Annotated in this window: 13 protein-coding genes; 7 read left to right on the top strand and 6 right to left on the bottom strand. The window is 53.8% G+C overall.

Annotated elements, in window-relative coordinates:
* Positions 1-68: 68 nt before the first annotated feature.
* Entirely contained in the window at positions 69-1,595 is a 1,527-nt protein-coding gene (locus DSM14862_RS18435; RefSeq protein WP_007121322.1) for a sensor histidine kinase, read from the bottom strand.
* A gap of 231 nt (positions 1,596-1,826) precedes the next feature.
* On the bottom strand, positions 1,827-2,279 hold the full coding sequence (locus tag DSM14862_RS18430) for a pentapeptide repeat-containing protein (protein ID WP_040702033.1): 453 nt from the start codon (positions 2,277-2,279) through the stop codon (positions 1,827-1,829).
* Positions 2,280-2,667: 388 nt separating this feature from the next.
* On the opposite strand from DSM14862_RS18430, the gene DSM14862_RS18425 reads away from it, so the two are divergent.
* The 7 genes from DSM14862_RS18425 (at position 2,668) to DSM14862_RS18395 (ending at position 8,844) form a co-directional block, all read left to right on the top strand.
* Positions 2,668-3,048 carry a response regulator gene (locus DSM14862_RS18425; protein WP_007121324.1) on the top strand — a complete coding sequence of 127 codons (381 nt, stop codon included), beginning with the start codon at positions 2,668-2,670 and terminating at the stop codon, positions 3,046-3,048.
* Positions 3,049-4,352: 1,304 nt separating this feature from the next.
* The gene (locus DSM14862_RS18420; protein ID WP_007121570.1) at positions 4,353-4,841 is read left to right on the top strand and encodes a hypothetical protein; all 489 of its coding nucleotides are present in this window, start codon (positions 4,353-4,355) and stop codon (positions 4,839-4,841) included.
* Positions 4,842-5,206: 365 nt separating this feature from the next.
* The gene (locus tag DSM14862_RS18415) at positions 5,207-5,650 is read left to right on the top strand and encodes a response regulator (RefSeq protein ID WP_322790850.1); all 444 of its coding nucleotides are present in this window, start codon (positions 5,207-5,209) and stop codon (positions 5,648-5,650) included.
* A gap of 1,190 nt (positions 5,651-6,840) precedes the next feature.
* A complete protein-coding gene (locus DSM14862_RS18410) occupies positions 6,841-7,308 on the top strand; it encodes a hypothetical protein (RefSeq protein ID WP_007121459.1) in 468 nt (155 codons plus the stop codon).
* A complete protein-coding gene (locus DSM14862_RS18405; RefSeq protein ID WP_007121460.1) occupies positions 7,308-8,132 on the top strand; it encodes an HTTM domain-containing protein in 825 nt (274 codons plus the stop codon). The genes DSM14862_RS18410 and DSM14862_RS18405 overlap by 1 nt, the downstream gene beginning before the upstream one ends.
* Positions 8,129-8,461 (top strand): DCC1-like thiol-disulfide oxidoreductase family protein, encoded by a 333-nt coding sequence (locus DSM14862_RS18400; RefSeq protein WP_007121461.1) that lies wholly within the window; start codon positions 8,129-8,131, stop codon positions 8,459-8,461. Before DSM14862_RS18405 ends, DSM14862_RS18400 begins: the two co-directional genes overlap by 4 nt.
* Before the next feature lie 227 nt (positions 8,462-8,688).
* The gene (locus tag DSM14862_RS18395; protein ID WP_165481308.1) at positions 8,689-8,844 is read left to right on the top strand and encodes a hypothetical protein; all 156 of its coding nucleotides are present in this window, start codon (positions 8,689-8,691) and stop codon (positions 8,842-8,844) included.
* On the opposite strand, the gene DSM14862_RS18390 is transcribed toward DSM14862_RS18395, so the two are convergent.
* The 4 genes from DSM14862_RS18390 to DSM14862_RS18375 form a co-directional block, all read right to left on the bottom strand.
* A complete protein-coding gene (locus tag DSM14862_RS18390) occupies positions 8,831-9,172 on the bottom strand; it encodes a DUF3140 domain-containing protein (RefSeq protein ID WP_007121462.1) in 342 nt (113 codons plus the stop codon). The two genes, DSM14862_RS18395 and DSM14862_RS18390, sit on opposite strands and share 14 nt — an antisense overlap.
* A gap of 200 nt (positions 9,173-9,372) precedes the next feature.
* Complete coding sequence (locus DSM14862_RS18385) at positions 9,373-11,136, bottom strand: DUF4214 domain-containing protein (protein ID WP_243254545.1); 1,764 nt, start codon at positions 11,134-11,136, stop codon at positions 9,373-9,375.
* Between the two features lie 1,085 nt (positions 11,137-12,221).
* A complete protein-coding gene (locus DSM14862_RS18380; RefSeq protein ID WP_007120894.1) occupies positions 12,222-12,398 on the bottom strand; it encodes a Flp family type IVb pilin in 177 nt (58 codons plus the stop codon).
* 378 nt (positions 12,399-12,776) lie between these two features.
* A complete protein-coding gene (locus DSM14862_RS18375; RefSeq protein ID WP_007120896.1) occupies positions 12,777-12,971 on the bottom strand; it encodes a Flp family type IVb pilin in 195 nt (64 codons plus the stop codon).
* Positions 12,972-13,076: the final 105 nt, after the last annotated feature.

Raw genomic sequence — 13,076 nt, 5'->3', positions numbered from 1 at the left:
TTACCTTTCAAAGCGACCGTTGTCTTATAGAGCTGACTCAGGGCGGCCGCACGCATCGCTGTCTCAAGCTATGCCACAGGGAACTCCAAAGAAAAGATCGTCCCGCCGTCGAACGCATAGCTGTAGGTGCCTTGCAACTGCAGGGCCATGCCCTGGATGATTTTGGTGCCCATCCCGAGGGGGCGTGTTTTTGGGTCAAACCCCGGGCCGTTGTCGACGATGACGAGGTTGGCCCTGTTGTTGCCGAGAAGCTTGAGGCGGATACGGATCTCTGCAGTGTCTCTGTCTGATCCCGCATACTTCAGCGAGTTGGTGACAACTTCATTGATCAGCATCGCCAGCGATGTGGCCTGCTCATGGCTGATTGAGATCCGGTCGATATCAAGGCTTAGGTGTTCTGACGCGCCATGGGCTTTGAAGATGTTTTCCGTCATCGAGGCGATGAAGGCGGGCGCATCCAGAGCGGCGTATTTGTCGTGGTTGTACATATGCTCATGGACGGTGGACATGGCCGCAAGGCGCAGTTTGAAGTTGGTCTCCACGGTTTTGGGAAGCTTGTGCATGGCGACCAGCGCCTGCATCGATTGCATGTTGTTTTTGACCCGGTGGTGGATTTCACGAAACAGCATTGTATTTGCCTCAAGCGCTGTCTCAAGGGCCTCATTTTTTTGAGCCTCCCGCCTGAGAAGCCGGATGATCCAGATGGCACATGCCGCGAGGGCCAGGATGGTGGGAATGACAATCGCCAAGAATACCTGAACACGCCGCCAGAAGCGCGCCATCGTTTCGTCATAGCGCCCTGAGGCGATGGCGATGAGCGCGCTGTCTGGGAGGGTTTGGTAGCCTACAAATCTTTTCTCTCCGTCTATGGGAGACGTGCTGATATAGGCCCCCGCATCCGCGTTGGGTAAATGGTCTTTGAAGATCACATGTTGGCTCAAATCCAGGGGGCCGTCGACGGGGGGGTAGCGGGCCACCAGCATGCCATCTGCGCGCAAGATCGCTAAGGCCGCGCCTTGTCCCAGGCCGAGAGACGCCAGCAGCTCTCCCAGAAGGGCGGCATCAAAGGAAATGATCGCGACACCTACAAAAGCCCCCTCCCGCTCAAGGCGTTGGCTGAACGTGAAGATCGGGCTGCCGTCAATGCGGCTGGTAAGAAGCGAAGAGGTGAAGAACTGCTGCCCACCGGCTGGGACAGCAAAATACTCTCTGTCGCGAATGTCGATATTGGGAGCATTGGGGTCCGTGGTGTAGAGGGTTTGCCCCTCGGCGGTCACGATATAGGCTTTGGCGCTGTCGGGCAGCCCCTCAAGCGCGTCCTTGATGCTCACTAAGGTCGCAGATTGGCTGGACTGAACATCGGATCCCAAGGCAAAATCCATGCGGCGCAGCGCTTGGCGGGCCACTTCGACAATCCAGCCGGTGTTGATCTTGACCGCCTTGGCCGCGGCTGCCGCAGAGCTTTCGGCCCGATCTTCCGCCGAGCTGTGCCCGTGATAGACAAGCGCGCCCACAATGCTGGAATAGACAAGAAAGGTCGCGACAATAAATATGGTCGCGACGCGCACTGAACCCGCAATCGTCTTGGTCACCATGAAGACTTTCCCTCTGCAGCTGCCGAACCGAAAGACATGACGCTCCGGCAACGGACTGCACTTAGAGGGTTTCTACCGGAAGTCTATGAGAGGAGCTTGCGGGTTCTTCTTCCGGGGGCTCAAAAAAACATGGGGAAAGAGGAGCCTGACAGAGGGGCGCTGTCGCCCGGGGGTGCAAAACAACCTTCGCTGACCTCTAAGAGGGGGCGCCGAGCAAAGAACATCCTCTGGTCAGTTGCATTCCGTGCTGGCCATCGTTTCGTCCGGCATTTGCGTGTTGCAGTATAGGCCTGCATCAAGATCGGTATCGATCAGGACGGCGTCTTCGAAGACGGCTGCTTTCAAAATCGCGTTTGCAAAGGAGACGTTGATGAACGTGGCCCCTGTGAAGCTGGCCCCGGTCAGGTCAGCCGCATCAAAAGAAACATTTTCAAAGGTGGCATGGTCGAACAACGACAGGTTCAACCCAGCCCCCGTAAAGTTCACATTTCGCAGGTGAGAAGACGTCAGATTGACGCCGGTGAGTTTCCGGCCCGTGAGGTCCAACTTCTCGAAGGCACAGCCAGGGCATTTTCCGAGCATGCGCAATTGTTTACTTTGGCCCTCTTCCTGGCCAATTGCGGGGGCGGCGAGGCAGAAGAAAAGGGCCATAATGCTGGACCCTGTGTGGGCATAGCGGGTCATAAAATTATCCAAAGCTGCGGCATGAGAAGAGGAGCGCATTCAACGTCGGCACGGTCGGGTGTGACCCATTGGGTGTCGTCGACCTGGCCTTGCATTTATTTGCTCCTCGCTGATTGCCAGCAGGTGGGGCTCTGCGCGGTGAATTGAAAGATGAGCGGCTCTCTTTTCTCCTGGGCGGGCACATTTTTTGTATGGGGCATGGGAAGGTGTAAACCGCCCAGGTGCAGCAAAGTTTTTGCGGCTTTGTCTGCCCCTCGGGGCATGCGATGCGCAGACGGCCGCTGGCAAGGGGCAGCGGTGCGTCTGCAACATCACGGATTTAGTTGCTGAATGCTGGAACTGAACGGCTTTTGCACGGTTGAGGCTTACCAGCTGAACAGGTGTGAGAATGAATTCAAAAGTCGTTTTATTAGTTGAAGATGAGGCGCTCATTCTCATGGACATCGAAGCGGCCCTTGTTGACGAGGGGTTTGACGTGGTCACGGCGATCAACGGTGCCAAAGCCATTGAGGTTTTTGAGGCTGACCCCGCGCGGGTTGACGCTGTTGTGACAGACATAAATCTCGGCAAGGGGCCGAACGGGTGGGAACTCGTACGCCACATCCGGGCGCACCAATCTGAGATGCCGATCGTCTATATGAGTGGGGACAGCGCTCATGAATGGAGCGCCAAGGGTGTCCCCGAAAGTGTTCTGATTCCAAAGCCCTTCGTGCATGCTCAGATTATCACGGCACTCTCAACACTGATGAACCATTCGGCCCAAGTCTGAGAAACGTAAAGAAGGATGGCAGGTCAAGCGGACTGCGCTTAGGTCTGTCCTCTTAAATGCTTTGGGGTGTGCGGTGTCTGAGGTGAAGCGGAGCGCGCGCTCCATTACGCTTTTGTTTCAAGGAATTTCTGCAGTTTACTGTAATTCAGGGGCGCCATAGAAAGGGGCATAATCTTGCCGCGGGGGAGCCTTATGATCCGAACCATCTTAGTTAGTGATTACATTCAAGTTCAGGGCGCGTTCGTGCGTGCTTCGGACGATGGAAACATCGTTGTTTGCACTGGAGAGGGTAAGTTTGAAGGGCGTCCCATCGGGCAACCCGCCAAGCCGTCTTCACATGTAGTGCTTGCAGTCTCCTAGCACCCCAATGTGGCCGCAAGGCCGCATTTCACCGGTCTGGGGATCGCGGATCAACGGGAGTTCGCCTTTTTCGTAAGAAGCGCAAGCGGAGAGGAGCAGGGCTGATATCACGATGAAAAGTTTCATAGGGCATAGCTCCTGAGGCTTTTGGTCTGTTGTACGATCGGCTAGCAGACCGCTTCTCTATATGAATTTATCCTTCGAACATTCAATAAAATTTTCACCCCTATGATTGCGAGGGGAAGGCCACTTCGAACAGATACCTCTGCAACATGAAGCTCTGCTTGCCTACCCACAGCCCTGTCAGTGGAAGGTTTGCCGAAGCGCTGGCAAAGAGCCCACGCCTACCGCCTCGGGCGCAATGGTTTTGCGCGGACCCCACCCGCGGCGGGCATAGCGGCTGACCTGGCCGCAGCGGAAGGAACAATATCGTGCCAAAGCGTGGTGCTATGAGCCAAGGAGGCGCGCCGTTGGATCCTGAAGCGCTGTCTGAGGTGCTAGGGTGTTTGGAGGATATGAAGGTAGGCGTTATCTCTTGCAGTCCTCGCCTTGCAGAGAGCATCATGTCAGATGCGGCCTTGGTCATCCGGGCTCTTGCAGAGAGAGCAGGGATCAAAATTGGATAGAGGCGCGTAGGGAATAATCGTTTGGCGGGCAACCATTGGGGGTATTGGCTCTGCTTTCTGCCGTGGGTTTTAACAATTGCTACGAAGAAGCTGCCTATATCGCAGGCATTGCAGCGCTCGTTTAGATCAGGGGAAACGGGAATGGCGAGGATTACCTGGAAGGAGCCGGACCGGAGGCGGGGGGCGAAGTCTTGGCTGCTCCGGCCGATTTGCTGGCTTATGGGGCATGGATATTATCAGGCGGATGGTGAGAGCTGGGCAGAAGCCACGCTGGAATGCCCGAGATGCGGGTTAGAGCATCCAAGGTAGGAGATTTACGTGCAGGTCTTTGTTGCTTCTCTTGAGCAGTGCCTAAAGTCAGAAAACTGGCCTGCGGCGCTGTGCCTTGCTCTGAGCCTTCCTGACATGGCTGGTGCTATAGAGAATCCAGAGGCCAAACCGCAGAAAAGATATGCTCAGTGGTTTGATAGGTGGGTTGGGCCCAAGTATCGAACAAATGTTTTGTCGGGACAGCATGCGTTTCTCTCAGGGGCTGAATGCTATGCTTTGAAATGTGCCATGCTTTATCAGGGATTTGACGCGGACAATGGTCGGCGAAAGGATGCTATCGATGCTTTCTATCGGTTTCACTTTACCTCGGTCGCAACAGAGCACTGCGAGCACAAGAACCGGACGCTTCAACTTCACACGGACCGCTTTTGCCGCGATGTGGGTGAGGGATGCGAGGCCTGGCTGAAATCCATCAAGAACGATGCCCGAAAATCTGCCGCTCTGAACCGCGCTTTGAAGATAGCAATACCTCTCTAAAGTTGCGTGCTTTCGAACGGCAGGGCAGCGGCTCTATCTGTGATAAGAGCGGTTTTCTTGCGTTGGGCGATACGATCAGTTTGGGTCAGGTTTCTCAAGCCGTCATCTTTTAGAGTGCAGATTGCTTTATCGGGGCCAGGGCATCTCATCAATTTCTGGGGACGATCAACAGTCTCACGTGTCTTAATAGTCCCGCCTGAAAATATTCTAGCGTGGCAGCTTTTGGGTTGCGGATGAACGCGCCGAGCCAGCAAACCTGCTTGCAAACTTGGCGCATTACAAAGGCTATTGGCACGAAGGTAACATACTTTCGACATAGCCTGCGGTTATGGGCGACGGGCCCGTCGCGCTGACAGGCCGGGTTCTTGAATGATTTCAGCAAGCGATCACAGTGTTATGTTGGCGGTCGTGGCGGGAGCGTGCTGAATGGGAAGAAGACGATGCTAAAATTACTACATGTGGACGACGATGCTGACATTCTTGAGTTGGCGAAAATGTCTTTGGAGCTCATGGATGACATAGAAGTTGTCGACTGTGTCTCTGGGGAAGAAGCGCTCAGTACAGTTGAAGAGTTCAAGCCGGACGTATTTTTGCTTGATGTGATGATGCCGGGCATGTCCGGACTTGAGACGCTTGAGAAACTGCGCCAAGTGCCAGGACTTGAATCTGTGCCTGCCATCTTCATGACCGCGCAGGTGGGGGTAGGAACTTGGACGGAACTCTTTGACCTTGGCGCCGCAGAGGTGATTGCCAAGCCGTTTGATCCAATGACCTTGGGCCCGGAAATTAAAGCAGCCCTGAACCGATAAGCTCCTGAGACGTGCCAGAGGCCCGCGCGGCCTCTTTGCGAAAGCGCAAGGTTTTCCAGCGTCTCCCTTGAAGGGCCGGACTGGCCTTCTAGCTGCAACCCGAACGAGAACTTTGGACCGATGAGATCGGCCTTCGATGCGCGATATAGCGCACAGTCGGGGCTGAAACGTCATGGGGGAAGAAGGATGAGGGGAGAGTTCATGGGGAAGCCATATGGATAGAATGGGACCTAAGCGGTCTGGCGCGCGAGGTAAGAACACACATGCCGTCACAGAAACGAAGGCGCTCCGCATTCGGAGGATGTCGGCCAGCGTCGCGTTATCTCTCTGGATCGTTGCAATCTTTTAAGATCGTGAATGATTTGCTGGTTGGTTGAGGGGCCCCAGGTGCAGGTCACTATCCTGCAACGGTTCTGCGATATGGGGAGCCTGTTGTAGAGAGCCGACCCTGTCGCGATTGACAGACTGCTCCAGTCTTTTAAGCTCAACTGCAGCGAGAAACCTAACTGTAAGAGTTGGGCCCCTGTTTTCGGTATTGTGCAAGCCGCATTTGAAATCTTTGTTTTTATGGGACATTGAGTACTGACCGTGGGGTCCCTAGAGACTGTATGCGTAAGACGACACCTCACCGATCTGAGACGACAGATGAACAACCCCGTGTTCGGACAAAGTCTCGGCCTCGTCTGCGCCTTTGGGTCGCGGGTGGCATAACCCTATCGCTATGGATGATCGCGATCTTTAAGATCGTAAATGATGTGATTGTGAGATGAATTTTGGGGATGTCCGCAAACCGTGTTGGTCCGCTCTGCGGATCTTGCTGCCTTTCGCTGCGGTCGCATAGTTTTCGCGCCTGGGAAGACCTCTAGAAGGAAGGGCGGAAAGCGATCATTTGCTGCGGGTGCCACAAAGGATGGATGTCTAGGGCCTAGCTGCGGTTCAAGGTAACGCTCGCAAGCTCCACTTGCAGCCAGTCGTTTAAGGTGGGAACTGGCAATAATCTCTGCCGTTGGGCAATGTCAGGTGCCGGGATTTTGGCCCCTTGACATAACTTCCGGAGCAACTGTCCATAACCGATGCTGTTTCCATATTTTCCAACTATGGTTCACATTCTGCCCAATTTCTGCCCCGATTTCTTAACATGCTTTGGTCAAACCTAGTTACTGGCGTACCCAGTGAAAGTGACCGAAGTAATGACCCATGCCCCCGCACTTGAAACCGTGTCACGCCCGCTGATCGGAAATCTCTCGACCTTATTGCGCCACATTGCTTTCGGTTTGTTTACTGTGTTGATCTATTTGGGGCCGGCGCCCGGACAGCTCTTTGACTCCCATTCTCCGTGGCTACGCGAGTGGGTCATGTTCTCCGGGGTGGGTGTAGGCATTCCCAATGGCCGTTTTGTCGTGCGATCTGAGGATGGTGTGGAAGCAATACTCACTCCATTGGAGGCGGCGAACATAGAACGATACCCATTGATTTTGCACTACCTTTTCGAAAATCGCATTTTCTCGGAAGACCACTTCGCCCATTTCGCCGCACCACTATGCGCAACGGTGCCGGATACGAGCTCCGTTAGTTTCGATGGAGCGGTTGGAACCCGTCAGGGGTGGCGACCGGTGCAGATCGAAAATATTTGCGCTTCCGGCGAAGGAGAAGACTGATGAATGCTGGGGTGATGTTGCGCGACTTCGTTGCTTGGGGCCCGGACGCTGCTGGGCCAACACGGTCAGTGGCGCTTTTGCGAATTGGACTGGCAACCATGGCAATTATCCGCTTCGGTGCCGAAGTCGCACCATTCTCAGCGGAGACATTCAACGAACTGCTTCTGGGACTGGTCTTCTTTACCTTTGCGATCGCAGCCCTTCTGGGCGTCCGCGCAAGAGCGTCGATCGGCCTGCTGGGGATAACGATATTTCTCCTATACGGGATGAGGCAGGCTGGCCTCGGCACCGCTGGTTGGGATCATCACCATGTCTATATTCTTGGTATATCGTGTATTTTCCTGATGTTTACTGATTGTGGCCGGTCTTACTCCTATGACCGATGGGCGGCCATTGAGAGCGGAAATCAAGTTCTACCCGAGCACGGCATCTTATGGGGGCAACGCCTGATCGCCTTGCAGATGTCAGCACTTTATTTCTGGACCGCGGTGGACAAAACGGACCAAGCTTTCCTTTCCGGCCAAAGGCTTGAGCAGATTTTTGTTTGGAGCTATTCAGGCCGCACGCTTGAGATACTTCTCGTCTCCCCCATGCTGCTTTCGCTGATGTCCTGTGCCGTTTTGGTTGTGGAATATTTTCTCGCCTACGCGATCCTCACACGGCGCCATCGCGCAACGGCCTTTTTTATCGGTCTCAGCATGCATGCTACGTTCTACCTGTTGCTCCCTGTAAGCACGTATTCAGCGACCATGATGCTGCTATACCTTGCGTTGATAGACCCGCAAACCGTCCAAAAGTTCACCAAGAGGATGCAAGAGCCATGACGCCGTTGCGGATTGTCTACGACGGTGAATGCCCTTTTTGTGCGAACTATGTCGCGCTCCTTCGTCTTCGTGACGACCACGCCGTTGAACTGACCGATGCGCGTGCCGATCGTATCACGGCCAATAGCTATAATCTGGATTTGAACGAAGGCATGGTTGTCGATCTTGATGGTGAGATTTTCCAAGGCGCGAAAGCTGTCGCCCTGCTCTCGCGCCTATCGCGGCGGCAAGGGGTTTTAAGCTCGGATCGGATTGCGAATGCGGTCTATCCGTTGATGCGGTTTGGTCGTGCCATAACTCTCAAGGTTTTGGGTCGAAAACCTCTCTGACCAGCGCCGAAATTTCGCGCGTACGAGAAGTTCGGGAATGTCCAAATTGATGGACTGCAGCGCAGCGTGAGTATCCTCGGCCGATGGCAGCAAGGGGCCGATCTTGCCGGATCAGCCTATGCTGAAACTGCGAAAACCTTCGCCCCTCGTGCGGTCGTTAATGGGATGTACCGGCTGCTTCACCCAGCAGGTTAGGCTTGGCCTATACTGCAAATAGGAGAAGTAGCATGGCGAAGAATGATTTTGATGAGCTGATGTCGGTTGGCGTTGATATCGGCAAAGATGTTTTTCTGCGAGATAACGAAGCGCACCAACACGGTTTGCGGACACCCCCTAAATTTTCATCTCGGATCAGATGCCAAAGACGCGTCAATCTTCTTTGAGCGGGTCATGGCCCCAGTTCATAAGAGAGTAACGCCATGCGGAGCTCTCTTTGTTGTTTGATGGGCCGCCCTGAGACATATGGCGTTTGATATAGCCTACGACCTTGCCCATATGGTCCCATTGGTCATCGCTCAAATCATCTTTGTTGGTGTGCTTTATATCGACAATCTTGCGACCTGATTTATGGCCGGTGCTCTCGCCACCATCCGTGTCACCGACTGATTTGGAGGCATCGCTCTTCAGCCAGTCTTCGAGTTCCTGAGGCGCCATGTTCACGAGATCGCGCCATTCAGACCAAATCTCGTCTCTTGATTTCGCAGATGACATAAAACTCTCCTAAACGCTTGTCTGGGCAAAACCTTCCGCAGCCGAGCGGGTTTCGCGCGGCACGCGTGTTGCGGGGGGCCCAAAGCTTAGCAGCGTCTGCGCAGGATAGATCGACGATCCGTGCTTGCAATCGGCCGTATCGACATATGCCAACATACAGCAGAGGCTGGGTTCGACCCGTTGCGAAAGGGCTATATGTGCTATGGGGTTAAGAACCCCCAGTCTCCGGTGCTGGTCTCGTAGAGCCCCATAAGGACAGATGTCGATTCCACGGTGTTCTCTGGGCTGATGGCGATGTCTGCCAATGCCAGTGCTTTGCTGATCGCCCCCTCATTCAACAGGTCCAGATAGAATTGCCTGCCAGCGGAATCTGATGACCGATCCAAAACGTTGAGATAAATTTGCTCAAGGAAGTCTGCGTTCGACAGGGTGGTGACGTCACCAAAGTTTGCGGTGAACTCCGGGCTTGTCATAAGGTCTGCCGCCAAGAACTCATCTGACAAGCCATCCCTCTGTGTGACATCAATATAGAAATTAAGCCCTGGCAGATCGATCGCGCCCTCTCGGTTCAGGGCCGCTTCATAGAGCAAAGCCACACGCTCAGCGATGACAAAGTCTTCGGGGCGCCCCGCCCCTGCGAGCGCCGAACCCGCGTTAAGTTCAATTAGCTGGTCGTCGAAACGGAGGAACTGAAACCCAAAAAGCTTGTCTCTGCTGCCGTCTGTTGCGGTGACAACAGTATAATCAATCCCGCCCACGATATCGAAAGTATCCGACCGACCCTCAAAGTAAGCGGTGTCTCCTGTCCCCGGTTGCGTCGATTGCGATGCAGCGATCAATACATCACTGCCGCCGCCGCCGCCCATAATGTCAGCGCCGTCGCCTCCCCACAGGATGTTGTTGAGCTCATTGCCTCGCAAGCTGTCTGATCCGTCACCTCCGATGGCATTTTCTATAAAAGCGCCGAAGGCGATGCCAACGGTTTCAGTGAGGGCTGTTGTGCCAGAAATTGTTGCCGCGGTAATCGTTGAGCCCACATCACTCAATGTGCCGGGCCTAAGATCGATGGACACACCAGTGGTGATCTCAGAGGCATCAAACGTATCTATCCCCCCAGCATCCCAGATGGTCTCGTGGTATGTCTGAGAGGGGGAGAAGGCATAGATGTCATCTCCAAGGTTCGTGTTCATGTTTGGTCCATAGAGCCATTGGGCCGCGAGTATGTCCAAGATCATGGGTGTCGTTGGAAAATAGGAAAGCTCTCCTTGGTTTGCGGAAATGTCTTCCTCGGTCAGGCTGGGGAGAACCGCGTAGCTCATGATTGTCTGGGAGCGGTAGTTCAATTCTGTAGGAAGTGTTTCATTATTCCAACCTGGGGAAGCCGATACGTCTCCTAGGTTGAAAACCGCATGGCCGAGTTCGTGCAGCACCGTAAGATAAGGCAACTGGCCGGGTTCGAGGTCGCTTTCTTGAAGGCTCTCAAATCCTCCAGCGAGGAAAACATCGCCAGCATGAAGGCCTTGGACTGCCGGGGGTATCGCCTCTGCGCTGAGGCTGTTGGGGGCGTAATTCGGATTGGATAGGGATAGACCGATCCGAATGTCTCCCACGTTTGTCGATGTCTCTGTCATCTCGGTAAAACTGACATCAGCGAACGTAGACCAGCTTTCAAACGCTGCTCTGAAGGCTGCCTCAAGGGAGGCGCTCATTTCGCCTATATTGTCGGTATATTGAGACGGATAAGAGGGCGCGAATGTCGAGGCCATGTCGAAAAAACTGAAAGTAAGCTCAGCCCCCGAGCCGATCGGGCCACCCCACTTTGCGATTGTTATCCCATTCACCTCATCGCGTTCAGAAACAGGGACCTGAAGAGGTTCTCTAGGGGCCAAAAGGGCATCAATGTAGCTTGTGCCGCTTGTGCCGGTCATTGATGTCGTTTCGGAGTTGATGCTTGGAGAAACCATGGGAAACCTTTCGATTGTTCGAGCGCCTAGAACATCTGCCACCTCACTGCTTCTCATGAGGGTAGTGCACGGCGGAAATTCTGCATAGTAGTTTGCGATCTGCCTGATTTGCCGCAGCGGCGCTTATCGAATGCACTTCACAGTTGCAGTGGTGCGGAGGTGATCTGTGGGAGCGACGCTTGCGCGGAAACGGAAATTTAGTACTCTTTCCGATGGCACCCAGAACCCAGGCCCATGCCTGCGCTGAGGCCCGAAGCGGCCGAAGGCTAAATGGGCCCAGTGATTTCTAAAGTTGGTCAGCCACCGCAAATTAAAGAGGATGCGTGCCAAGGGGCAGGGAGCTGAAATGCCAAGGTGCAATGCTCACAGCGACAGAGGTGTCAGGTGTTCAAGAAGCTGAAAAATTACATGCTTTATGGGAAATGGACCGAGTGTCAGCATTTGCATGAAGAGATCGACAGTAAGTATCTGATTATTTGCGCAGATTGCGGAGCATGCCTGAGATGACTCAAGCGGTCAGCTTGCGACCTGCTCCGGGCCTAGGAACGTCTTCTTTAAAGTGACGCTGGCGCCTGCAGGGGCCAGCCGAATGGACCAAATTCGGAAGAATCCGGAGATTTCCAGGCTGCTGTAGAAGCCTTGAACAGATGTGATTGCAGAGACCTGGTGAGGCGGCGGCTCACGACAGTACCCCTCTGTTTAAGGGGTGCGGTTGTGAAGCTTGTGGGATTGGGATGTAGCCGGGCAGAGCTGCCCGTCCCGGCTACATCTTTTAGGGCGTACCATGCTTATGTGCGCCCCAACTTGGGGGAGAAGAAAAGCGCACTAGCCCCTGAACAGGAACTTAGTGCCAAATTTGCAGAGCTCAAGAAAACGAGCTCGAGGTGCATTTACGCATCCCTTGTACGTCTTATAGGGGGGGGGCGCTCATCGGCCCCCAGTTTTCCGGCAGAGCACACCTTTTGTTGGCTGTGCCGTTCGCCCCGGGATCTTTGGAAGCAAAACAAAAGGCCGCGCTATCAAGATAGCATGGCCTTTCAAGTTAATAGCCGCTTAAGGAGGGGCGTTTAATCAGCGGACTGCAATTACTGAGACGCAATATCAACCGCGAGGTCCGACGCCATATCCGATGTTGCGTCGCCGATTGTGTTAAATGCCAAAATCGCCAGACCTACGATAGCAGCGGTCAAGACAACCCAGTCCACTGTTACTGCACCGTCTTCGTTCCTGAGGAACTTCTTCACATTTACTAAGTGTTTCATGCTGGGGCCCTTTTACATGATTTTGATACGCTAAAGTATTGATGATTAAAGGCTAAATTTTGTCCAAAGTCGAAAATATAGGAGTGATTTTGCGATATTCGTCGGGGAATATTTTGCTCTCAGCTGAGGTGAGAGTGAGAGCAGCTACTGCTGCAAAAAAATAGATTGAGCGAACATGCTGGTTACAAACGAAGAGCATTTTGATGCCCCTTTGCATGCGCCAAGCTTGCATGGAAAAGGCCGCGCCAATCAAATTGACGCGGCCGTTCAGGGTGCTGGGCGCTCCTTGGAGGGGAAGACGCCCTAGTATTGAGAGATACCAACCCTGAATATCAAGCAGCTAAAGCCTGTTGTTACAGATCTTCAGATGCGGAAATATTAAGTACTTGCGTCAGCATTAGATGCGGTAATCTCAGATGCGATGTCAGACGCCATGTCAGATGTTGCACCTTCGATGGCGCCGAAGGCGACAACCGCCAAGCCGACAATAGCTGCTGTGAGCACAACCCAGTCGACTGTAACGGCGCCATCTTCGTCACGGGAGAAACGCTTCATATTCAGAGAAAATTTCATGGTCTGTTCCTTTTGCATGTGTTCTATGAATAGGTATAATCGTGGGATGAGACGAAAGTTTGTCGCTCAAAGCCGATATATTGTTAACTTTGTGTTATTTTTTGG

It is taken from the genome of Sulfitobacter indolifex, assembly GCF_022788655.1.
In the GTDB taxonomy this organism is placed as follows: Bacteria; Pseudomonadota; Alphaproteobacteria; order Rhodobacterales; family Rhodobacteraceae; genus Sulfitobacter; species Sulfitobacter indolifex.
The sequence above is the reverse complement of the archived record's forward strand: the minus strand, read 5'-3'. Positions and strand labels throughout refer to the sequence as shown.

What these genes read in the sequence shown, in the direction of transcription:
- DSM14862_RS18435 (WP_007121322.1), bottom strand. Translation starts at nt 1,595, where the DNA reads ATGGTGACCAAGACGATTGCGGGTTCAGTGCGCGTCGCGACCATATTT.
- DSM14862_RS18430 (WP_040702033.1), bottom strand. Translation starts at nt 2,279, where the DNA reads ATGACCCGCTATGCCCACACAGGGTCCAGCATTATGGCCCTTTTCTTC.
- DSM14862_RS18425 (WP_007121324.1), top strand. Translation starts at nt 2,668, where the DNA reads ATGAATTCAAAAGTCGTTTTATTAGTTGAAGATGAGGCGCTCATTCTC.
- DSM14862_RS18410 (WP_007121459.1), top strand. Translation starts at nt 6,841, where the DNA reads ATGACCCATGCCCCCGCACTTGAAACCGTGTCACGCCCGCTGATCGGA.
- DSM14862_RS18405 (WP_007121460.1), top strand. Translation starts at nt 7,308, where the DNA reads ATGAATGCTGGGGTGATGTTGCGCGACTTCGTTGCTTGGGGCCCGGAC.
- DSM14862_RS18400 (WP_007121461.1), top strand. Translation starts at nt 8,129, where the DNA reads ATGACGCCGTTGCGGATTGTCTACGACGGTGAATGCCCTTTTTGTGCG.
- DSM14862_RS18395 (WP_165481308.1), top strand. Translation starts at nt 8,689, where the DNA reads ATGGCGAAGAATGATTTTGATGAGCTGATGTCGGTTGGCGTTGATATC.
- DSM14862_RS18390 (WP_007121462.1), bottom strand. Translation starts at nt 9,172, where the DNA reads ATGTCATCTGCGAAATCAAGAGACGAGATTTGGTCTGAATGGCGCGAT.
- DSM14862_RS18385 (WP_243254545.1), bottom strand. Translation starts at nt 11,136, where the DNA reads ATGGTTTCTCCAAGCATCAACTCCGAAACGACATCAATGACCGGCACA.
- DSM14862_RS18380 (WP_007120894.1), bottom strand. Translation starts at nt 12,398, where the DNA reads ATGAAACACTTAGTAAATGTGAAGAAGTTCCTCAGGAACGAAGACGGT.
- DSM14862_RS18375 (WP_007120896.1), bottom strand. Translation starts at nt 12,971, where the DNA reads ATGAAATTTTCTCTGAATATGAAGCGTTTCTCCCGTGACGAAGATGGC.